Genomic DNA, 22735 nt, shown 5'->3' with positions numbered 1-22735 from the left:
CCTTTCTTTATAATTCATTGGTTTTCTTATAAATAATTCTTCAAAATTGAACTATTTCCTTCTTTAAAGATTATCTTTGTAATCTATTAACTTCTTCTCTATATTTTGAAGTTGGTTAATCAGTATTGTAGATACTGCTGATTTAATGCGTTCTAGGACTTCTATCTCTTTTAGCCCTTTACACTCTTTATCTTTTAGATTATTATTAGGGCCAAATTCTTCATTTAATTTACTATAAGTTCTAGTGATAGTTTCGTTAATTAATCCTTGGATAGAGTCTTTAAATTTATTGATCTCTGTGATAGATTCTATACCACCTTCTTTAATTCCTTCCTTAGCAACTAGAAAAAAATAATCTCCAAGTAAAAAATTACCTTTATTTTCATCTTTATAAATCTGCTTTATAATTTTTATCATTCTAATAATCTGATTTGCTGTATTTTCTATGTTATAATCTGTTTCTTTTAAATTTAGTTTTCTTTCCAGATCTAGAGGTGATATATACTTATCATCAATATTCGCATTTAAATCAAAGTTATCTTTCTTCTTTTCTTCCTTTGGATGTTTTTTATTACCTTTTTCTTTGTTTTTTTTATTATAATTAATTTTTTTAACTTTAGATATTTTATTTACAGGGGTGATAAGTTTATCTCTTCTAATTTTGATCATTGTTATCAGCCCTCCCTTTATTTATTATATTTAAAGTATCGCTAATTCAGAAATATTATTAAGTAATAATATTTGCGAAGAGTAAAGTTAAGCTGTTTTATTCTTACTGAGGGTTGATTAAACTCCTTTAGAGGTTATAGTTATAAAAATTTGGGGTAGGGTCTGTATTAAAAAAATGAGAAATTAAAATAATTACTTGACAAATAGATTTCAACCTAATACAATGATACTAGAAATCATTATTGATTAAAGATTTATCTCTTGAATTCAGTGATACTTCCTAGTAATAACAAGCCTCCCTTGTTATAAAAGGATCAATAAAAGAAGGGGTATGATCTCTAGAGATCATACCCCTTCTTTTATTGATAGATTTATAAAAATTACATATACTAAAGTTAAGGTTGTAATAGTTACAGGAGGTGTAAGTGGGATAGGTCCGGCTATTATTTAAAGATATGATAAATATTATAAAGGAGGAGAAGATGGATAAGGTAATATCGATAACAGATAGTATATACTGGATAGGAGTCAATGATAGACAGACAGATCTCTTTGAGGCTTTATGGCCTTTACCAAAGGGGGTTGCTTACAACTCATATTTAATAATTGATGAAAAGGTAACTATAGTAGATACAGTAAAGAACAACTATATAGATAGTTATATAAGGAATATTAAAGGTGTTTTGGGTGATAGAGAGGTGGATTATCTTGTCATAAATCATATGGAGCCAGATCACTCTGGAGCTATTAAAGCCATTAAAGATGCCTTCCCTAATATTAAGATTGTTGGAAATAAGAAGACCCTAGCAATGATAGAAGGTTTTTATGGTCTAAATGATGGTGGGCACCTTGTTGGTGATGGAGATGAATTGGACTTAGGAGGGCGTAAGCTTAAGTTCTATCTAACACCTATGGTTCATTGGCCAGAAACTATGATGACTTATGATCAAAAGGATAAGATTCTCTTTTCTGGAGATGCTTTTGGTGGTTTTGGAACTTTAGATGGTGGAATCTTCGATGACCAATTGAATATTGCTTTTTATGAAGATGAGATTTCTCGTTACTTTACTAATATAGTTGGTAAGTACTCTCAAATGGTCTTAAAAGCTATTGATAAATTAAAGGATTTAGATATTGGGATAGTGGCTTCTACTCACGGGCCAATCTGGCGACAAGACCCCAATTATATCATTAATAAATATTCTAAATGGAGCAAGCACCAAACAGAAGAAGGGGTAGTTATAGCTTATGGATCTATGTATGGAAATACAGAGAGGTTAGTAGAGCATTTAGCAAGAGAATTGGCCCAAGGTGGTATAAAGAACATTAGGGTTTATAATGTCTCTAAGACCCATATTTCTTATATAATCAATGATATATGGAGATATAAAGGTTTAGTCTTGGCAAGTTGTACTTATAATACAGGTATATTCCCTTATATAGACAACTTACTTCGTTTCTTGGAGAATAAGAAGATTAAGAATCATATATTGGGATTGATCGGTTCTTATAGCTGGAGTGGAGAGTCTATTGATAGGTTGACTGACTTTGGAGGAAAGGTGGGTATAGACCCTATCCAACCAATTGTAGAGTTAAAGCAAGGGCCAACGGATTTAGAGTTTGAGAAGGTAAGTGAACTTGCTATTAATTTGATAAAAACTTTAAAAGAATAGAGGATAAAAAGGGTCTTAGCTTTTTAGCTAAGACCCTTTTTAGGTTTAGGATTTAGTAAATTTTAAGAGATTAATAAAGGAGATAAGAAATTATTATCCAAATATAATCTTATAGTTGATTTATATTTAAGGAGAGTGGTTAAAATTAAACTAAAAAATTTACTAATTGGATTTGTTATCTTAGTTATAAGTGTTATAATGGTTAATAGTTACTTAGGAAGTATTGCAGAAAGAAGGATAGAAGAAGTCTTAAATTATGAGTTGGATAAGGATGGTTTAGGAGTTGAAGTTGAATATAACTCTTTGGCTGTAAACCCTCTTTTGGCCCAAGTTAAATATGAAGGTGTTGAGTTCTTTGATCAAGAGAGTGGAGTAACTTTGAGGGCTAATGAACTTAGATCAAACTTATCTTATGGCAACTTGATTAAAATGATAAGAAGTAATAAGTTTAATAAGGTTGAAAAGTTTAAAGTTGATCTTAAAGATCTAGAAATTAAGAGTTTAGAGGATGATTATGTTCTTTTTTTAGAAGAGTTTAAACTTTATTTTGATGGGAAGGTACTATTAGGAGAAAGTATTGAGGATTTTGAAATTCCCTTAATTACTGATCAAAGTTTAAGTGTCAATTTTAGTAATTTGGACTTTGAATTTTCGCAAGTTTATGAAGAACTGGGTCTTACTCTAGAATTAGAAGAAAAGCTTAGAAGGGTTGATTCTTTCAACCTTAAATGGAGTTATGACTCTGATAAAAAAGAGTTATCTATTGATGAACTTAATATTTTAGCTCCTTTATTTTCATTTTCTACAAGCAGTACTTTAAGATCTGAAGGGTGGGAGGTTGATACTTTTGAAGGTTTTAATTATATAACTAAGAATAAATTTAAGTTTGATGGTAAAGATTTTTATTTAGGGGATCCTGAACTAACTGGTAAATATAACTTAGATAAGTTACTAATAACTTCAGAGCTTGAAGGTGAGGTAGATGAAGAGGGCTTATTTAATATGCCAAAAGGAGAGGCAGAGTTTCTATTAGAAGGGTTTAAAGTACAATTTCCAGATGCTTTGAGAGAAGAATTATCATATAATCCAATCTTTTTTATGGCGGGTATAGATATAGATGAATTTGTGTTGAATCAATTAAAGCTAAGTTACGTATATGAAGATAACCTTATTAAATTAACTTCAGGAGTTGTTGATACAGATATAGTGATAGCTAATCTTGAAGGCCAGTTTTCAACTTATAATAATGAATTTTTAGGTCTATACTCTGATCTATATATCGATAAATTTAAAATTAGAATCACAGAATTAAATGATCAATTGGCTGCTGGATTGATGTTTATAGAGTTTCAAATGGGTCAACCCCTACCAAGAGATGGAGAGGATATTATAATCAAGATAGAAGGTCCATTTAATAACCCAAGTTTTATTGGCCTACCCTTTTAATGGTTTAAGAATAGAAATTCCTATAAATCCCTATAATAAGGTGTAACTTTCAGTTATATAGCTTTAAGCTATTATAATATATAGTAGGGGAGGATTAGGGATGGAAGGTGCATTTGATAAGAGAAAGGTTATCTTTGGTTTGAAGATCTCTGTAATCATTAGTGTTATTACCCTTGTCTATCTCTTTTCTTTAACAATAGATGAGGATACTGTACAGAAAGCCATATCAATTAATCCTTTTTATTTAACTTTGGCTTTTATTGTCAATATATTAATTTGGATTGCTGGGGGATGGAGAATAAAGTTGCTTGTGCAAGCATTAGGTGAAGAGATATCTTTGAAAAAATCAGTTGAGATATTTTTAAGTGGATCATTTATCTCTAATGTAACCCCTTTTGCTTCAGGTGGGGGACCATTTCAAATAGTATTATTGCATTCTGAGAAAATCCCTTTAGGAAAAGCTTCGGCGGTTATGATTCTTCAGTTCTTACTAAAACTTATATTCTTTAATATAACAACTCCTATATTATTTTGGAAATTTAGATACCTAATTGATTTAGATTTTATATCACCAAGGTTATTTAATATAGTTTTGGGCTTAGTTTTTTCAATATCTGTGCTGGTTATGATCTTTATTTGGCAAGCTAATAAAATCAAAGTTTTAATAAAACTATTAGAAGAATTCTCCTTGACAAAGAAGTTATTAAGAAGAAAGGTTGCCCAGAAGATAATAAAGAGGTTATATAAAGAGGTAGATGAAGCTACTGCTTCTTTGAAAGAGATGAGTTATTATAAAAAATCCACCTTGATTTGGGCTTTTATTGCCACAGCCCTTTTTTGGGTCTTGTTTTTTATTGTAGCTCCAATTATCTTACTAGGGCTAGGTGAAGCCCCTTTCTTCTTGGAGTCTTTTGTTATTCAGATGGTTTTTTATTTAATCTTACCTTATATACCGACACCAGGGGGTAGTGGGGTTGCAGAACTTGGTTTTGTATCCCTATTTACTCCCTTTTTTGCCAGAGAGACTGTGGGGTTATTGGCTATTTTTTGGAGGGTTTTAACCTTTTATAGTGTATTAGTAATAGGTGGGGTGGTTTTATATAAGTTGTTAGATGAGAATGTAGTTTTATAATTAAGAATTTAATTGGGTGTGATAGAATGGATAGGTATATAAATGTAGTTGTAGATTTACCCCTTAAAAATGTAGATAAACCTTTTACATACAAACTTCCACAAAGGCTTTCAGATAAGGTTGTTATTGGGGATAAGGTATTGGTGCCTTTTGGTAACCGCAGGATTGAAGGGTATGTAGTAGGTGAGGGTAAGAAAGGGGATTTTGAAGCCAAGGAGATTATAAAGGTCTTTCCCTTTGGCCCATATTTCAGTAAGAAGATGTTAGATCTTGCTAGGTGGATAAGTGATTATTATCAATGTTATCTGGTTAGTTCATTGAAGGCGATGGTACCTAGTGGAAAAGTAAAGGTAAAGAAGAAGAGAGTAGTAGTTTTGGCCCAATCAATCAAAGAGAGTAAAGAGATTGTTGAGAGTTTAAAGTCTAGAGCTCCTAAGCAGGCTAAATTATTGTCTTATCTGATCGATAATCCAGAGGATAGGTTGATAAGTACAAAGTTGGCCCAAAAGGTCAATACAACCTCTTCAACTGTAAGTGCTTTGGTTAATAAGGGCTTTCTTGAATATAGGAATGAGTCGGTGAGAAGAGATCCCTTTGCTCATATAAGCTTTAAGAAAACTGAAGCATTTTCCCCTACAAGTGAGCAGAAGATTGTTATTAAAGAGATCATTGAAGGTTTAAAAGGTGATAGAAAACCTATTATGTTAAAAGGTGTAACAGGTAGCGGCAAGACTGAGGTCTATCTGCAAGCTATAGATAGGGTTTTAAGAGGAGGAAGAGAAGCAATTGTTTTGGTTCCTGAGATATCCTTGACTCCTCAAACTGTCGCTCGTTTTAAAGGTAGATTTGGGGAGAAGGTAGGAGTTTTACATAGTCAGTTGTCCTCTGGAGAGCGTTTTGATGAATGGAGAAGGATCAAAGAGGGTAAGATTAAGGTAGTGATAGGTGCTCGATCTGCTGTTTTTGCTCCCTTTAATAATTTAGGTTTAATAGTTATTGATGAAGAGCATGAAAGTACTTATAAACAGGAAGATCACCCTAAATACCATGCCCGAGAGGTTGCAGTAATGAGGGCCAAAAAAGAAGGAGCACTTGTATTGATGGGAACTGCTACCCCATCTTTGGAGTCTTATCATAGGGCCAAAGATGGTAAGTATAAGTTGATAGAGTTGACTAAAAGAGTTAAAGGGCGCCCCCTTCCTCCAGTAGAGATAGTAGATATGAGAGAAGAATTAAAAGAAGGGAATAAGCTTATGTTCAGTCGCTCTCTTTATAGAGGGATCGAGCAGGTTTTAGATAAGGGTGAACAAGCAATGATCTTCTTAAATCGTAGAGGCTTTTCTACCTTCGTTCAATGTCGAGAGTGTGGTCATGTAATGAAATGTATTAATTGCGATCTATCATTAAAATACCATGCCCAAGAAAGAGGTTTAAGGTGCCACTATTGTGATTATCAGGAGAAGGTTCCTAGAATCTGTCCAGAGTGTGAGAGTCTTTATATTAAGTACTTTGGTGTTGGCACTCAAAAGGTAGAAGAGAGTTTGAATGAAGAGTTTCCTACAGCAAAGGTGGCTAGAATGGATGTAGATACTACTCGAAGAAAAGGCTCTTATGAAAGGATACTTTCTAAGTTTAAAAGTGGAGAGATAGATATACTTATTGGGACTCAAATGATTGCTAAAGGGCATGATTTTGCTAATGTTACCTTAGTAGGTGTAGTTACAGCTGATACATCTCTTAACCTTCCAGACTTTAGGGCTGGGGAAAGAACCTTCCAGTTGTTAACACAGGTAGCAGGTCGTACTGGAAGGGGCGATAAACTGGGGAAGGTAATTATCCAAAGTTATACTCCAGATCATTATAGCATACAATTTGCGAAGGACCATAATTATGATAATTTTTATGAAGCTGAGATAGCTTTTAGGAATGCAACCGCTTATCCACCTTTTTCTAGTATGATCAATATAGTAATCAGTCATAAAGATGAGGCTAAAGTGATTAAAAATACTAATAAGCTAGGTGAAATTTTAAGATCTAAGATTTTGGAAATGGATAGTGAGGAGATTATGATTTTAGGTCCAGTTCAAGCCCCTCTTGCAAAGGTGAGAAGAGAATTTAGATGGCAGATTATATTAAAAGGTAAGGACATAGGTAGATTAAGAGATGTAAATAACGAGGCTTTAATTGAGCTAAAAGAAATAATGGGTGAAAGCGATATCAAAGTAAGTGTTGATGTTGATCCCTTAACAATGTTATAATATAGTGTAACTTTCAGTTGCAGGAATCTGGAATCTACAACCAGGAATCAGTAAAACCACTAATCTTTAAAGGTACAGGTTTTGATTCCTTACAAGCCTCAAGAGGCTTTCCATGAGTATTATCTTCACCAAAAACATATGAAGATAATAACTCTCTACAAGTTCTAAAGAACTTTCCGTGCTCATTATTTTTACCTAAAAGCATGTAAAGATAATTTTGCCTTACAAGCCTCAAGAGGCTTTCTATGAGCGTTATCTTCACTCAAAAACATGTGAAGATAACAACTCTACTGATTCCAGATTGCTTGTTCTTGATTCCAGTAATAAATCACGGAGGTGTAAATATGGCGATTTTAAATATAAGAGAGATAGGAGATCCAGTTTTAAGGACAGAGGCCAAAGAGGTAGAAGAGATAAGTGATAATATATTAAGATTACTTGATGATATGGCAGAGACTATGTATGATGCTCCAGGTATAGGTATAGCTGCCCCTCAAGTTGGAATCTCTAAAAGGATTATTCTTGTAGATATAGGTGATGGTCTTATTGAACTAATAAACCCAGAGATTAGTTCAAGGTCTAATAAGACATATATAGATCAAGAAGGTTGCTTAAGTATTCCCAATCAGATGGGCGATGTTAAACGTAATTATACTATAAGGGTTAAGGGACTTAATAGAGATGGAGAAGAGGTTGAGATTAAAGCTAAAGGCTTATTATCAAGGGCTTTACAGCATGAGATAGATCACTTGAATGGAAAGCTTTTTGTTGACCAACTGGTATGAAGAACAGTTAATAGAGGATAGAGGGACCTTTGAAGTTGAGATTCCACGAAGGGTTTTTGCCTTTTAAAACCCTGAGGGACCTTTGAAATTATAGACTATCTCTTGGTTTTGATTTGTGTTTAATTCGCGTTAATTAGTTGCTAAAGTATGTTTTTATATTTTGACTTTGCTTTTATTTATTAAATATTCTTTATTATTTATTAGCTGAACTTATTTACACAAGGAGGGTTTTGATGAGAGTAGTATTTATGGGAACTCCAGATTTTGCAGTTTCTGCTTTGGAGTCACTTTGTGAAAGTGACTTTATAGATTTAGTTGGTGTAGTAAGTCAACCAGATAGAAGAAGGGGAAGAGGACAGAAGGTTAAGCCTACCCCTGTTAAAAAAGAGGCTGTGAAGAGAGGAATTGAGGTATTTCAACCCAAGAAGGTATCAACTCCAGAAGGGATTGATAAACTTAAGGAGTGGAATCCAGATTTAATTGTTGTAGTAGCCTATGGTCAGATCTTAAAGAAGGAGGTCTTAGATCTTCCTCAATATGGATGTGTTAATATTCATGCTTCTTTGCTACCAAAGTATAGAGGAGCAGCTCCAATCCATCGTGCTATAATCAATGGAGAGAAGAAGACAGGTGTAACAACTATGTTGATGGATGAAGGTATGGATACAGGTGATGCAATTTTAATGGAAGAGGTTGAAATAGGAAAAGAGGATACTGTAGGAAGCCTACATGATAAATTGGCAGAGTTAGGTGCTGATTTAATTGTAAAGACTCTTAAAGCTATAGATGAAGGAAGTGCTTCATATCAAAAGCAAGATGATGCTAAAGCTACTTATGCAGATAAGATATCCAAGGCTGAAGGAGAGATAGATTGGTCTAAAGGGGCTATAGAGATTTGGAACCTTATCCGTGGTATGAATCCTTGGCCTGGTGCTTATACATATTATAAAGGTGATCTTTTAAAATTATGGGAATCAGAAGTTTATAATAAAACGAAGGAAGAAGAAGGGGCCAATCCAGGTAATGTAGTTAAGGTTGAAGATGATTTGGGTATAGTTATTCAGACTGGAAAAGGCCAACTGCTATTGACGAAAGTACAACCTGCTAGTAAACAAAGAATGTCTGCTGCTGATTATTTAAGAGGCTACAAAATAAATAAAGGAAATAGGTTGGGTAAAGCATAATGGGAGGTTCAAAAAAGTTATTTATAGGGCTTTTATTACTAGCATTAGCTATTCTAATCGTATTTGTAGCAGGGGTTTGGTATTTGAATTTTTTTGGTTTTAATATTCTTACACAAGGAATACTAATAATTATAAGTTTGATTCTATCTGGAGCAGCACTGATTTTGGTTTTAGGTATAGTAGGTATACATATTACCTTAAAGAAAGGGAAACCTATTAAGGTTCTTTACCTTCCAACAAAGGTGGTAATATCTTATCTATTACCAATTATAATTACTTTAGGTGGTTTTTTAGGTTTTGATAAAGAACAAATTCAAAGTTCCTTTATTCAAGTGGCAAATGCATTAATAGATCCTGATAAGATGAATCTTAAAGCAAGAGATGTCTTGATTTTGGCTCCTCATTGTATTCAAAGATCTCAATGTGAATATAGGGTAACAAGTGATTTAGATAACTGTAAAAGGTGTGGTCTTTGTCAGGTTCAAGGCTTAATAGAGTTAAAAGAAAAGTATGGTGTACATTTAGCCATTGCTACTGGGGGAACTCTGGCTAGAAAGATTATAAAAGAAAGTAGGCCCAAGGCGATTATTGCTGTAGCTTGTGAAAGGGATTTAAGTAGTGGAATGCAGGATATATATCCACTACCAGTAGTTGGGGTTGTGAATTTAAGGCCTAATGGCCCTTGTTTTAATACTGGAGTTGATCTCAATAAGATTGAGGAAGCAATAGTCAAATTGATATCAGATGATTAATTTTAGGTTGTTATATTTAAATTAAGGTGATATAGTTATTTTAAATAATAAAGAAATTTATATTTTTCAAATAACTCTTAACTAGAGCTAAGGGTTAGAATATTACTAAGGGAGTGATTTAAATGCCTTTCTTCTTTTTTGATCCAACTATGATTATTGTAATACCGGCAATTATCTTTGTTGCTTATGCTCAGTTTAAAGTTAAGTCCACCTTTGCTAAGTATCTAAGGGTAAGGGCCAACACTAATATGACTGGAGCAGATATAGCAAGAGAGTTGTTAAGAAGGGAAGGTCTTAATAATGTAAGGGTAGAACAGACTAGAGGAAGATTATCAGATCATTATGATCCTAGATCTAAAGTAGTTAGGTTATCGCCAGATGTTTATGGTAGCAACTCAGTAGCATCAATAGGGGTAGCAGCCCACGAGACAGGCCATGCTATCCAAGATGCCAAGCAATACGTACCATTAACCTTTAGACATACCTTATTTCCAGCGGCTAATTTTGGTTCTCAATTTGGCCCGATGTTGGCTGTCTTTGGATTCTTCTTCTTTAGATCAGAGTTATTAGTTACTGCAGGAATTGTCTTTTTTGCTGCGGCAGTCTTATTCCAAATAGTAACTTTACCAGTAGAATTTAATGCTAGCAGTAGAGCTTTAAAGTTGTTACAAAAGCATAATTTCTTAGATCGTCAAGAAGCAAAGGGAACTAAAAAGGTATTAAATGCAGCTGCATTAACCTATGTAGGTGCTACCTTAGTCTCTATTGCTCACCTAGCAAGGCTATTGATTATGCGTGGTATGTTAAGAGATGATTAATTAAATTATAGGAGTAATATGCAAAGCATATTACTCCTATTTATATGGAAGAATAAAGAGCAGAGGAAAGAGGAAAGAGGTTTCTTTAAATTTGAAATTCTACGAGGGGTTCGTTTTTGAATTTATGGTTAAAAGCTAGTATAGGTAATAAAGTTCAAGAATTAAAATGATTTTGTTTTTGTGGTTTTAACTATCCCTTATCCCTTATCCTCTATCCACTGAACTATAAAAAGGGGTGTAATTATGAAAAGAGCAAGAGAAGTGGCTTTAGAAGGTTTGTATAAGATAAATGAAGAAGGTGGATTTTCCAATATTGTACTAAATAACTTATTAAATAAATCTAATTTGGATAAAAGAGATAGGGGGCTAGCAACTCAACTTATCTATGGTTCTTTAAGAAGGAGAAATACTTTAGATTGGGTTATAGATCATTTTGCTAAACCTAAAGTTAAGAAGATGACGCCTTGGGCTCGTAATGCAATCCGTTTAGGTGTTTACCAGATTAAGTATATGGACAAGATACCTGCACCAGTTGCTTGTAATGAGACTGTAGAGGTTGCTAAAAAATACTGTAATAGAGGGGCAATCAAATTTATAAATGGTGTCCTACGTAATATAGTCAGAAAGATAGACAAGGTTCAATATCCAGATATTGACAAGGATCCAGTTGGACATATTAGGTACAAGCACTCTTATCCTCAGTGGATGGTACAAGGTTGGGTTAAGGAATATGGAGTTGACAAGACTATAGATATTGCAACTTACCTTAATGAAGTTCCAGCTACAGTTACTAGGACAAATACTTTAAAGCTAGATAGAGATCAACTATTAGAGAATTTGAAAGAAGATGGGGTAGAAGCAGAAAAAATCGAAAATCTACCTGAGGCAATAAACTTAATCTCATATCCATCAATAGGTAGGCTAAAGGACTTTAAAGAAGGTAATTTTCAAGTTCAAGGTTTGGCTTCAATGGCAGTTGCCCATGTTCTTAACCCTGATAGAGATGATCTGGTAATTGATTTATGTAGTGCTCCCGGAGGTAAGACGACCCATTTGGCACAGTTAATGGAGAATACAGGTCAGATTTATTCAGTAGATCTACATGAGCATAAGCTTGAATTGATTAAAGAAAATTGTGAAAGACTTGGTATTGAAAATGTTAAGACCTTCTGTGGAGATGGAAGAGAGGTAAGTTTTGAAGAAAAAGCTGATAAAATCCTAGTAGATGCTCCTTGTTCAGGTTTAGGGATAATGGGTAAAAAGCCTGAGATTAGATGGGAGAAGAAGCCCCAGGATTTAAAGGCTCTACAAGAGCTACAGTTAGAGCTTTTGGATAATGCTGCTAAACTACTTAAAGATGGTGGGGAGATTATTTATAGTACTTGTACCTTTACTAAAGAGGAGAATAGTAAAGTAATAGAGAAGTTCTTAGATAAGTTTGATAATTTTTCCTTAGTTAATTTAGAGGAAGTAGGAGAAGAGCTAGGATTCAGCAAATATTTGCAAAATGGACAACTACAGCTCCTGCCAGATTCCAAGCTTATAGAAGGTTTCTTTATAGCTAAACTTCGCAAGAACTAAAGTTCCTGTAAAATCATAGTAATCTAGTTGCACTTTGTGCAACTAGTAATGGGTAATGAGTGATGAGTAATACTATTTAACAACGAAAGGAAGTAGTTTAAGTATGGAAGAAAGAATGGAGTTAATTGGAAGTGATATTTCAGATCTTGAGAACCTTATCAAGGAGTTAGACCAACCTAAATTCCGGGCCAAACAATTATTTTCTTGGCTTTATAATAAAAAAGTTGATAAAATTAAAGAGATGACCAACCTTTCTAAAGAATTAAGAGCCAAGTTAGAGAAAAAAACAAGGATAGAAAGGTTAAAGTTAATCAAAAGCCAAGAGTCTTCAGATGGAACAGTTAAATATTTATTTGGACTTAGTGATGGCAATAAGATAGAGTCAGTTTATATGCCTTATAGGGATGGGCGAAGGAGCATCTGTATATCTACCCAAGTTGGATGTGGGATGGGATGTAACTTCTGTGCAACTGGCTTACATGGCTTAAGCAGGAATTTAACTGCTGGAGAGATAGTAAATCAGATTTTAACTGTTGAAGATATTACTGGAGAAGAGATTTCCAATGTTGTTTTTATGGGGATGGGTGAGCCTTTAGCAAATTATGATAGAGTTCTAAAGGCCATTAGATTGATTAACAGTGAGCAAGGGATGAATATAGGGATGAGAAGGATAACTTTATCGACCTGTGGTTTAATTCCACAGATTGAATCCTTGGCCCAAGAGAAGTTACAATTAACTTTAGCAATCTCTTTACATGCAGCTAATAATAAATTACGTAGTCAGATGATGCCAATAAATGCTAAGTACCCTGTAGAAGAATTAATTCCTGCTTGCAAAAGGTATACAGAGTTGACTGGAAGGAGAATAACCTTTGAATATGCTATAGTTGATGGTCTAAATGATTCTTATGCCCATGCAAGAGAGTTGGCCAAGCTTTTAAGAGGAATGTTGGCCCATGTAAATCTAATCCCTATCAACGAGGTAGAGGGGATTGATTATACTAGACCACAAAGAAGGTCTATAAATTTATTCAAAGAAGAGTTGGATAAGCTAAATATTCCAGCGACAATTAGAGTTGAACGGGGTGGAGATATTGATGCAGCATGTGGTCAATTACAGGGTAAGGAGGATAGATAATGAGGATTTCTAGGAAGTTGGCCCGGAAGATAAAGAGAATATTCTCAAAAGAAGATAAGAATAACATTAAAAGAAGGGTTGTTAAGGAAGTTTTAAAGGATATTGATAAAGAAGCTAGAGGTGGTAAAGGAGGAACTTATATTCCCCATTACTATGAAGTTATACTTCCTAAGGAAGAAGAAGAGATTGTATGTGAGTTAAAAGATGAATTGAAGAGGGTTATAAAAGGTGAAGTTGAAGAATATCTATCTAGAAATGCCTTTAAATTAAGGGATAACCTAGAGGTTAAATTTAATTTTAGCAAAAGTATAGATAGAGATATTCAAGTTAATAGAAGTTTTTTGATAGAGGATTTGAGGATAGATGATACTAAGGATGACGGTACTAAAGTTTTTAAGGCTCTTAATATTGATACAAAGTTAAGTAGAACTGATGCCACAGTTAAGATCTCCAAGTTAAGGGTAGATGAGTCTTATCTTAAAGTTATAGAAGAGGGAAGAGAAGTAAAGTGTTACAAGATAGATTCTGTCGAGACTAATATTGGTAGACAAAGGAGTAATGAGGTAGTTGTATCTGATCACAATGTCTCTCGTGTTCATGCTCAGATAGTTAATAAGGTCTATTATTATAGTATTATAGATTTAAATAGTACAAATGGTGTAGTGGTAAATGGAGAGTTTGTAAAAGAGAAGAGGCTCTTTGATCAGGATAAGATTGTATTAGGAGAGACCCAATTTATATTTTCTCTTAAGGGTTAAAGAGGGGTGATGATATGGATTATGGAGCTGTTTCGGAGGTAGGAAAGGTTAGAGAAGAGAATCAAGATGGTTATTTAGCTGTTAAAAAATGCAACTTAGATATTATAGCTGTAGCTGATGGAATGGGCGGTTATAAAGGTGGAAACAAAGCTAGTTCTCTAGCTATTGAAAATATAGAAGATTATAACTTTGGTGAAGAAGAGTTAATATCGGAGATAAGAGAAGTAATTAATTTAGCAAATGAAGAGATAATGAGTGAAGGTAAGAAGAAGGAATATAGAGGTATGGGAACCACCTTGACTTTAGGTGTTATTAAAGATAGAATATTAACAATTGGACATATTGGTGACAGCAGAGCTTATTTGTTTAGAAATAAGAGTTTAAAACAGATTACTCAAGATCACTCCTATGTAGGTGAGCTTTTAAGGAGTAATTTAATTAGTCCAGAAGAAGCTCAAAGGCACCCTAAGAAGAATATGTTGACTAAGGCTTTAGGTATTGATAAGGAAGTTGAAATCGACATAATAGAATTAGAGTTAAATTCTAAGGATTTAATATTACTATGTTCTGATGGACTGACTAATATGATAGAGGATGATAATCTATCTGATATTTTGGCTTCTAAAGTTGATTTGCAGACTAAAGCAGAGCAACTTGTTTTATTAGCCAATGATAAAGGTGGTTATGATAATATCACAGCAGTCATTTATCAGAGCAATTAAGCTTAGACTTTGAGGTGAAAAATTTATGATTGGAAGAGTGCTTAATAATAGGTATGAATTAGTTAAGAAGGTTGGAACAGGTGGTACTGCTATAGTATATTTGGCTAAAGATAGGCTCTTGGGGCGTAGAGTAGCTATAAAGATATTACAGCCACAATTTGCAGATAATAATGTTGCTGTTAGAAGGTTCAATAATGAAGCCCAAGCTATAGCAAGCCTTTCCCATACTAATATTGTTAACATATTCGACATAGGTAAAGAGGATAACCTATATTATATTGTGATGGAATATATAAAAGGAAGAGATTTAAAAGAAGAGATAGATGAGGTCGGTAATATAAGCTTGCATAGATCTGTTGAGATTGTCAAAGAGGTCTGCCAAGCTTTAATTAAGGCTCATCGTAATAATATTATTCATTGTGATATTAAACCTCATAATATACTGTTAACTGATGATGGGAGTGTAAAGGTTACAGACTTTGGTATTGCCCAAGCGGTTACTGCGGCAACTATGCATCAAACAGATTCGATTATGGGATCTGCACATTATTTATCACCGGAGCAGGCAAAAGGGACTAAAGTAACTGCACGGACAGACATATACTCTTTGGGAATAGTACTCTATGAATTGGTTACAGGATCATTACCCTTTACTGGAGAAAGTCATATTTCAATTGCTTTAAAGCATATTGAAGAGGAAGCAATACCTCCTAAGGAGATAAATGATGAGGTTCCAAATGAGTTAAATAGTATAATTTTAAAAGCAATATCTAAAAGACCACAGGAGAGATATAATTCTGTAGTGGAGATGCTAAGGGATTTAAAAGATGTTCGTGTTAAAGTTGACTCTACTCCAGAGGTCTCTAATCAGCATACTTTAATAATCCCTAGGGAAGAATATAAAAGAGAGATTAATAAAAAAGGTAATAACGATATCAATGAGAAGAAAAGTAGAATCAATAAAGAAGTTAAAGGTGATAGTAGTAAAGATTCACAAAGAAAGTTAACTGAAGAGAATAAAGCTGAAGTAACCCTTAAGAATAGCAAAGGAGTAGAGGAAATGAAGGGTGAAGATATTAAAGAAGGTTCAAAGGGTGGTAAGGATAAAGGGAAGAATAGTTTGTTGGTAGCTTTAGTAGTTTTAGGAGTAGCCTTTATAGGAACTATGGTCTTTGGATATTATGCATTGATAAGTTATTTAGAGGTTGGTGAAGTTACTGTACCTAACTTAGTGGGCCAACATAAGGATGAGGCACGTCAGGTTCTAAAGGAAAGAGAACTTGGTTTAAGTGTTTACTATGAAACTTATAACCAAGAGGTAGAAGAAGGACATATTGTCTCTCAAAGTCCTGAAGCAGATAGGCTTGTAAAGCAGAATAGAACTATAGAGGTAGTTCTTAGTAAGGGGGCTCGCTTATCTAGTGTACCAGAGCTAACAGGTAAATCTTTAAGAGAAGCTGAAATAGATTTATCCAAGTTTGATTTAAGGTTAGGTGAGATAGAGGAAGAATTTAGTGATACTGTTCCTAAAGGAGAGATCATCTGGCAGAGTCCTGAAGCAGGAGAAGAGGTCAAAGCTGGTGATATGGTCGATATAGGATTGAGTCAGGGAAGGGAACCAAGGGAAGTTATAGTACCTGGTTTGGCTGGATTAAGAAGAGAAGAGGCTTTAGAGTTATTAAGAGAGAATAATCTGATTTTAGGTCAAGTTACTGAAAGAGAGAGTCTAACTTACCGTGAAGGAAGGGTAATTGCCCAAAGTCCAGGCGAAGGTGAGCGATCTATTGAAAACTCTACAGTACAGTTGGTAATAAGTAGTGGTATTAGAAACCCTCATGGGTCAGAGATTAAAGAGAGAATTGTTGCTATTGATGTTCCACCTGGAAGTCAAAGACGGGTAGAGATATCTATAGAAGATGATAATGGTCACAGAATAGTCTATGACAGAGTTCATCGTCCACGTGAAAGGGTTGAGCAAGAAGTAATATTGGTTGGCCCAGCTACGATTAGAATTTATTTTGATGGACAGCTTAATTATCAAAAGAGGTTATAAGGAGAGTGTTTATGAAAGAAGGAAGAATATTAAAAGCTTTAGGGGGCTTCTTCTTTGTCCATTGCCCTCAAGAGGATAAAGTTTATAGATGTGGGATTAGAGGGAGATTGAAGCAAGCTGGGATTGATGTAATTTCAGGTGATCTGGTTGAATTTACACTCCTAGAGGATGGAAGTGGGATAGTTGAAAGTAGAAAGCAAAGAGATAATTACATCTTCCGCCCCCCTATAGCCAATGTAGAAAGAGTTATAATAACTTCTGCTATCAAGGAGCCTGATCTTCATCCAAAGCTTTTAGATAGGCTCCTTATCTTAGCAGAAAATGCAGGTCTAGATATAATTATATGTATCAATAAGGTGGATATATCAGGATTAGAAGAAGCTAAAAATATTCTTTCAGATTATGAGAGGGTAGGTTATAAGGTTATTTATACTAGTGTAAAAGAAGAGATAGGAATTAATCAATTAAGAGATGTTTTGCAGGATAAGGTTTCATTTTTTGCAGGTCCTTCTGGTGCTGGGAAGTCTAGTTTGTTAAATGCTATTCAACCAGGACTTCAGTTGAAGATGGGAGAAGTTAGTTGTAAGATAAAGAGGGGGCGCCATACAACCCGCCATGTTGAATTATTAGCTTTGGATAATGGAGGTTGGGTTGCAGATACTCCTGGGTTTAGTGTCTTAGATATAACTTCTATAGAGTCTAATGAATTACAATATCTATTTCCTGAGATGGATGACTATCTTGATGGTTGTAAATTTATTCCTTGTTCCCATAGTCATGAACCAAAGTGTGCTATTAAAGAAGGGGTAAAAGGTGGAGGAATTTCAGAATCACGTTATCAGAATTACTTAGAGTTCTTAGAGGAGATAAAGAAGAAAGAAGAGAAGAGTTGGAGGAGATAAATGATGATAAAAGTTGCACCATCGATCTTATCAGCAGATTTTAGTAAATTAGAAGAAGAGATTAAAACAGTAAAGGAAGCAGAGTATCTACATATAGATGTTATGGATGGCCATTTTGTACCTAATATAACCATTGGTCCTTTGGTTTTAGATTCGATTAAGGATAAGACAGATCAGGTCTTAGATGTGCATTTAATGATCGAAAATCCTGATGATTATATTGAAGACTTTGTTAAGGCTGGAGCTGATATGCTTGTTGTTCATGCTGAAGCATCTAAGCATTTACATCGTACAATTCAAAATATTAAAAGCTATGGAGTTAAGGCAGGTGTAGCATTAAATCCTGCTACTGATCTATCTGTTATCAATTATATTTTAGAAGAGGTTGATATGGTTCTTTTGATGACTGTTAATCCAGGGTTTGGAGGACAAGCCTTTATACTTGAGGTCCTTCCTAAGATAAGTGATTTAAGGCATATGATTGAGAAGAGAGGTTTAGATGTTGATATTCAAGTAGATGGTGGGATTAAACCAGGTGGTACAGCTTTGCAGGCAGTTGAAGCTGGGGCTAACATCTTAGTGGCAGGTTCTGCTGTTTTTGGTGCTGATGATAGATCAGAGGCCATTAGATCTTTAAAGGCGAGAAAGTAGATAGATTATATTTGATTTATTATCTGTTTTATAGTATAATTTATAATTAGAAAAGAGAATAGATTCTTCAGGAAAAGGTGAAATTCCTAACCGGCGGTGATAGCCCGCGAGCCTTGTGCTGATCTGGTGAGATTCCAGAGCCGACAGTAAAGTCTGGATGGGAGAAGAATATACATATTTTTTAAATTTTAAAGTTCCTGAGGGGTATAATAACCTTTAGGAACTTTTTATATTAATTAGTATTAGCTTATTTAAAATTATGTTTTGTTAGAAGGTGGTTATATGAATAGTCAGCTGAGAGATGAAAAATATATGAAGGTGGCTTTGGAGTTGGCCCAAAAAGCAGATGGGAGAACTAGCCCAAATCCTTTAGTAGGGGCTGTAATTGTTAAAGGGGAGAAGGTAATTGGCAGAGGGTACCACCAGTATGCAGGTGGTCCCCATGCTGAGATTAATGCACTAAAAGATGCAGATCGACAAGCTCAAGGAGCCAACCTATATGTTACTCTAGAGCCTTGCTCTCATTATGGTAAGACCCCACCTTGTACCCAGGCGATCTTAGACTCTGGTATTAAGAGGGTCTTTATTGGGATGGAAGATCCCAACCCAAGGGTTTCAGGAAGAGGTATTCAATTACTCAAAGAGAATGGTGTAGAAGTTGAGGTTGGAATTTTAGAGGAAAAAGCTAAAAAGATTAATGAGGTGTTTATTAAGTATATTACAACTAAGAGACCTTATATAATTTTAAAGAATGGTATTACCTTAGATGGTAAGATTGCTACAAAGACTGGGCATTCAAAGTGGATTACTGGTGAAGAGTCTAGGTTTTTAGTCCATAAACTAAGGGACAAGGTTGATGGTATATTGGTTGGAATAGGTACAGTTTTGTCAGACGATCCTAGGTTGACTACTCGTTTGCCTGAAGGGGGAAAAGATCCTGTTAGGGTAATTTTAGACGGGAGATTAAGAGTTCCTTTAGATGCTAAGGTTATCAAGAATGATTCTGAGGATAAAGTAATAGTTGCTACTCTTAAAGGTAATGATAAGAATAAAATCAAGAAATTAGAGCAATTAGGAGTAAAAGTCATAGAGGTTAGTAAAGGGCCAAGGGTTGATTTAAAAGAGTTGCTTAAAAAGTTAGGAGAACTGGAGATAACAAGTGTTTTAGTAGAGGGTGGAAGTGAAATCAACGCCTCCTTTTTAAATGGTGGTTTTGTTGATAAGTTATATTACTTTATTGCTCCTAAGATTATTGGAGGAAGTGATTCTATTCCGGTAGTAGGTGGGGTAGGAGTTGAAAAGATAAATAATGGAATCCAGATAGTCGATAAAGAGGTTAAGTTAGTTGGAGATGATATTTTGCTAATAGGATATCCGAAGACCAGAGGGATAGAGGAGTTTTGATATTTTTATCACAAGAATATACTTTAATTATTGTTTCTATTTATTCAATATTCATTATTCTTTATTAATTGATTTGAAGGTGGTGATATAGTGTTTACAGGGATTGTAGAGGAGTTGGGTAAGGTTAAGAGGATTGGGCTAGGGGCCAAATCTATAGACCTTACTATTGAGGCTAAGAAAGTATTAGAAGATGTCAAAATTGGAGATTCTATAGCTACCAATGGTGTCTGTTTAACTGTTACTCAATTTGGAGATAAAGAGTTTAGTGTCGATGTTATGCCTCAGACTATGAGAAATTCTAGTTTAGGCGATTTAAAGGTGGGTTCGATGGTCAATCTGGAACGTGCTTTGAGGGTTGGAGACCGTTTAGGCGGTCATATGGTTTCAGGGCATATAGATGGAGTAGGAGTTATTAAGGATAAAAAAAGAGAGGATAATGCAATAATAGTAACTATAACCCCTCCCAAGGAATTACTTAAGTATATTATACATAAAGGTTCTATTGCTATAGATGGGGTAAGCCTAACAGTAGCAGAACTTGGTCAAAGTGATTTTTCTGTCTCTTTAATTCCACATACAAGTCAAGTTACTCTTTTAGGAATGAATGATATTGGTGACAAGGTTAATCTAGAAGGTGATATGATTGGTAAGTATGTAGAGAAGATGATAAAAGGCAGTCAAGAGCAGGAAAAGGGATCAAAGGTAGATATGGATTTTTTAGAGAGAACAGGATTTTTATTAGCGTGAGAAAGAAATAAAGCATAGCTTTATTACTAGTGTCAGTGCCAGTGTCTGTGTCAGTTAAGATCTAAGTTCTTGAACTTGCTGACACTGACACCGACACTGAAACTTAATTAATATTAAGTTACAGATAGAGAGGAGTAATAGATATGAAATTTAATAATATAGAAGAAGCTATTGAAGATATAAAAGATGGCAAGATGATAATTGTGGTTGATGATGAGGATAGGGAGAATGAAGGTGATCTTCTAATGGCGGCTCAGATGGCTACTCCAGAAGCTATCAATTTTATGGCTACCTATGGGAAAGGTCTAATCTGCTTGCCGACAACAGAAGAGCGTTTAGCAGAACTGAACTTAGAACAGATGGTAGAGGATAATACTGATCCTCATGGGACGGCATTTACAGTCTCTATTGATCACAAGAGTACTACAACTGGAATCTCAGCCTTTGAAAGGGCCAAGACTATTCAATCTGTAGTGGACCCAGAGACTAGACCTTCTGATTTGGCAAGACCAGGTCATATATTTCCCCTAAAAGCCAAAAAGGGTGGAGTCCTAAGAAGGGCTGGGCATACTGAAGCTTCAGTAGATTTGGCCCGTTTGGCCGGTTTATATCCTGCTGGGGTTATCTGTGAGATTATGTCTGATGATGGTACTATGGCTAGAGTTCCAGAGTTGATGGAATTTGCTAAAGAGCATAATTTAAAGATAATTACTATTGAAGAGTTAATTAAGTATAGGTTGAAGAAGGATAAGTTAGTAAGTCCTCTTCCAGAGATAAAGCTACCAACTAAGTTTGGAGAGTTTAGAGCCATTGGTTATGAGACTGCTATTGATGATAAGTGTCATATGGCGATTATCAAAGGTGATATTGAAGATGCAGATGATGTTTTGGTCAGAGTACATTCAGAGTGCTTAACAGGAGATGCTTTAGGATCTTTGCGTTGTGATTGTAGAGATCAATTAGGAGAGGCTTTAAAAGAGATTGAAGAGGAAGGTCAAGGGGTTGTCCTTTATATGCGCCAAGAAGGTAGAGGTATTGGACTTGCTAATAAGTTGAGGGCCTATAATCTTCAGGATGAAGGAAAGGATACAGTAGAAGCTAACAGAGAATTAGGTTTTGAAGATGATATGAGAGATTATGGTATTGGTGCTCAGATTTTGGCCGATTTAGGTTTGACCAGTATTCGTTTGATGACCAATAATCCACGTAAAATTGTAGGTTTAGAGGCTTATGGATTAAAGATAAAAGAGAGAGTGCCTCATCAGATTGAAGCCAACTGTGTTAACAAAAGGTATTTAAAGACTAAAAAAGATAAGTTAGGACATATGCTTGAAAATAACTTTGATAATTTAGTATAGTGTCAGAAACCAGTGCCTATATCAATAAGAAAAAATAAGAAAAATTTGATACCTTTAACACTTACAAAAATAGACTATTGGTATTTTAATTAAAATAAAGGGAGGAATAAAAAAATGACAAATTATAAGTTATATGAAGGAAATTTACTAGGAGAAGGGTTGAAGTTTGGAATTGTTTTAGGGAGGTTTAATGAGTTTATATCAAGTAAGTTATTAAGTGGGGCTATAGATGCTTTGAAGAGGCATGGAGTTAAAGAAGAGGATATAGAGGTTGCTTGGGTTCCAGGAGCTTTTGAAATTCCTTTGGCAGCTAAGAAGATGGCTAGCTCTGGTAAATATGATGGGGTTATTTGTTTAGGAGCTGTAATTAGAGGGGCTACACCACACTTTGATTATGTATGTGCAGAAGTATCTAAAGGTGTTGCAAAAGTAAGTTTAGATAGTGAGTTACCTGTAATGTTTGGAGTTATAACAACAGATAATATTGAACAAGCTATAGAAAGAGCAGGAACTAAAGCAGGGAATAAAGGTTGGGAAGCAGCTATGGGTGCATTAGAGATGGCTAATTTAATGAATGAACTGTAATAAATATGGAGGGGTTAGCCTTAGGCTGACCTCTTTTGCTTAAGTTTTATTAAAAGTGTAAGTAAAGTGGTAGGGTAATATGTCAAGAGAAAATTTAAACAAAAATTACCCAGTTAATT

At 34.6% G+C, this 22735-nt stretch carries 21 protein-coding genes and 1 riboswitch; of the genes, 19 read left to right on the top strand and 2 right to left on the bottom strand.

The features are described from left to right. Nucleotides 1-63: 63 nt before the first annotated feature. Nucleotides 64-669 carry a hypothetical protein gene (locus tag HALSAC_RS0103920; protein WP_027339161.1) on the bottom strand — a complete coding sequence of 202 codons (606 nt, stop codon included), beginning with the start codon at nt 667-669 and terminating at the stop codon, nt 64-66. Nucleotides 670-1151: 482 nt separating this feature from the next. Here HALSAC_RS0103920 and HALSAC_RS0103910 point away from each other — a divergent pair, with 482 nt between their 5' ends. The 4 genes from HALSAC_RS0103910 (at nt 1152) to priA (ending at nt 7178) form a co-directional block, all read left to right on the top strand. Continuing rightward, complete coding sequence (locus tag HALSAC_RS0103910) at nt 1152-2342, top strand: FprA family A-type flavoprotein (RefSeq protein ID WP_027339160.1); 1191 nt, start codon at nt 1152-1154, stop codon at nt 2340-2342. A 135-nt stretch (nt 2343-2477) separates the two neighbouring features. After that, the gene (locus tag HALSAC_RS0103905; RefSeq protein ID WP_027339159.1) at nt 2478-3788 is read left to right on the top strand and encodes a hypothetical protein; all 1311 of its coding nucleotides are present in this window, start codon (nt 2478-2480) and stop codon (nt 3786-3788) included. Between the two features lie 100 nt (nt 3789-3888). After that, nucleotides 3889-4920, top strand: a complete 1032-nt coding sequence (locus HALSAC_RS0103900; RefSeq protein ID WP_027339158.1) for a lysylphosphatidylglycerol synthase transmembrane domain-containing protein — start codon at nt 3889-3891, stop codon at nt 4918-4920. Nucleotides 4921-4946: 26 nt separating this feature from the next. Then, complete coding sequence (gene priA / locus HALSAC_RS0103895; RefSeq protein WP_027339157.1) at nt 4947-7178, top strand: primosomal protein N'; 2232 nt, start codon at nt 4947-4949, stop codon at nt 7176-7178. A gap of 34 nt (nt 7179-7212) precedes the next feature. On the opposite strand, the gene HALSAC_RS17350 is transcribed toward priA, so the two are convergent. Further along, nucleotides 7213-7440, bottom strand: coding sequence for a hypothetical protein (locus HALSAC_RS17350; RefSeq protein ID WP_211231299.1), 228 nt, complete (start codon nt 7438-7440; stop codon nt 7213-7215). Nucleotides 7441-7522: 82 nt separating this feature from the next. On the opposite strand from HALSAC_RS17350, the gene def reads away from it, so the two are divergent. The 15 genes from def to ribH all read left to right on the top strand — a co-directional run bounded on the left by def (nt 7523) and on the right by ribH (nt 22616). Then, nucleotides 7523-7963 carry a peptide deformylase gene (gene def / locus HALSAC_RS0103885; RefSeq protein ID WP_027339156.1) on the top strand — a complete coding sequence of 147 codons (441 nt, stop codon included), beginning with the start codon at nt 7523-7525 and terminating at the stop codon, nt 7961-7963. A 233-nt stretch (nt 7964-8196) separates the two neighbouring features. After that, on the top strand, nt 8197-9147 hold the full coding sequence (gene fmt / locus HALSAC_RS0103880) for a methionyl-tRNA formyltransferase (RefSeq protein ID WP_027339155.1): 951 nt from the start codon (nt 8197-8199) through the stop codon (nt 9145-9147). Further along, entirely contained in the window at nt 9147-9899 is a 753-nt protein-coding gene (locus tag HALSAC_RS0103875) for a DUF116 domain-containing protein (RefSeq protein ID WP_027339154.1), read from the top strand. The genes fmt and HALSAC_RS0103875 overlap by 1 nt, the downstream gene beginning before the upstream one ends. A gap of 122 nt (nt 9900-10021) precedes the next feature. Continuing rightward, entirely contained in the window at nt 10022-10717 is a 696-nt protein-coding gene (locus HALSAC_RS0103870) for a zinc metallopeptidase (RefSeq protein WP_027339153.1), read from the top strand. Between the two features lie 243 nt (nt 10718-10960). Continuing rightward, entirely contained in the window at nt 10961-12298 is a 1338-nt protein-coding gene (rsmB, locus tag HALSAC_RS0103860) for a 16S rRNA (cytosine(967)-C(5))-methyltransferase RsmB (RefSeq protein WP_027339152.1), read from the top strand. 103 nt (nt 12299-12401) lie between these two features. After that, entirely contained in the window at nt 12402-13436 is a 1035-nt protein-coding gene (gene rlmN / locus HALSAC_RS0103855) for a dual-specificity RNA methyltransferase RlmN (protein WP_027339151.1), read from the top strand. Next, entirely contained in the window at nt 13436-14194 is a 759-nt protein-coding gene (locus HALSAC_RS0103850) for an FHA domain-containing protein (protein ID WP_027339150.1), read from the top strand. The genes rlmN and HALSAC_RS0103850 overlap by 1 nt, the downstream gene beginning before the upstream one ends. Nucleotides 14195-14208: 14 nt before the next feature. Next, nucleotides 14209-14916: a Stp1/IreP family PP2C-type Ser/Thr phosphatase gene (locus HALSAC_RS0103845; protein ID WP_027339149.1), complete on the top strand. Its 708-nt coding sequence runs from the start codon at nt 14209-14211 to the stop codon at nt 14914-14916. Nucleotides 14917-14941: 25 nt separating this feature from the next. Then, nucleotides 14942-16969, top strand: a complete 2028-nt coding sequence (gene pknB / locus HALSAC_RS0103840; RefSeq protein ID WP_027339148.1) for a Stk1 family PASTA domain-containing Ser/Thr kinase — start codon at nt 14942-14944, stop codon at nt 16967-16969. Between the two features lie 11 nt (nt 16970-16980). Then, complete coding sequence (gene rsgA, locus HALSAC_RS0103835) at nt 16981-17871, top strand: ribosome small subunit-dependent GTPase A (protein ID WP_027339147.1); 891 nt, start codon at nt 16981-16983, stop codon at nt 17869-17871. A 3-nt stretch (nt 17872-17874) separates the two neighbouring features. Then, on the top strand, nt 17875-18522 hold the full coding sequence (gene rpe, locus HALSAC_RS0103830; RefSeq protein WP_027339146.1) for a ribulose-phosphate 3-epimerase: 648 nt from the start codon (nt 17875-17877) through the stop codon (nt 18520-18522). Between the two features lie 59 nt (nt 18523-18581). Further along, nucleotides 18582-18695: riboswitch (FMN riboswitch) on the top strand. A gap of 109 nt (nt 18696-18804) precedes the next feature. After that, entirely contained in the window at nt 18805-19926 is a 1122-nt protein-coding gene (gene ribD / locus HALSAC_RS0103825; protein WP_027339145.1) for a bifunctional diaminohydroxyphosphoribosylaminopyrimidine deaminase/5-amino-6-(5-phosphoribosylamino)uracil reductase RibD, read from the top strand. Between the two features lie 90 nt (nt 19927-20016). Continuing rightward, complete coding sequence (gene ribE, locus HALSAC_RS0103820; RefSeq protein WP_027339144.1) at nt 20017-20673, top strand: riboflavin synthase; 657 nt, start codon at nt 20017-20019, stop codon at nt 20671-20673. Between the two features lie 143 nt (nt 20674-20816). After that, a complete protein-coding gene (locus HALSAC_RS0103815; protein ID WP_027339143.1) occupies nt 20817-22031 on the top strand; it encodes a bifunctional 3,4-dihydroxy-2-butanone-4-phosphate synthase/GTP cyclohydrolase II in 1215 nt (404 codons plus the stop codon). 114 nt (nt 22032-22145) lie between these two features. Beyond that, a complete protein-coding gene (gene ribH / locus HALSAC_RS0103810) occupies nt 22146-22616 on the top strand; it encodes a 6,7-dimethyl-8-ribityllumazine synthase (RefSeq protein WP_027339142.1) in 471 nt (156 codons plus the stop codon). Nucleotides 22617-22735: the final 119 nt, after the last annotated feature.

It is taken from the genome of Halonatronum saccharophilum DSM 13868, from assembly GCF_000517025.1.
GTDB classification, from domain to species: Bacteria; Bacillota; Halanaerobiia; order Halobacteroidales; family Halobacteroidaceae; genus Halonatronum; species Halonatronum saccharophilum.
Note: the sequence above shows the minus strand (reverse complement) of the source record. Positions and strands in the feature narration are given on the sequence as shown.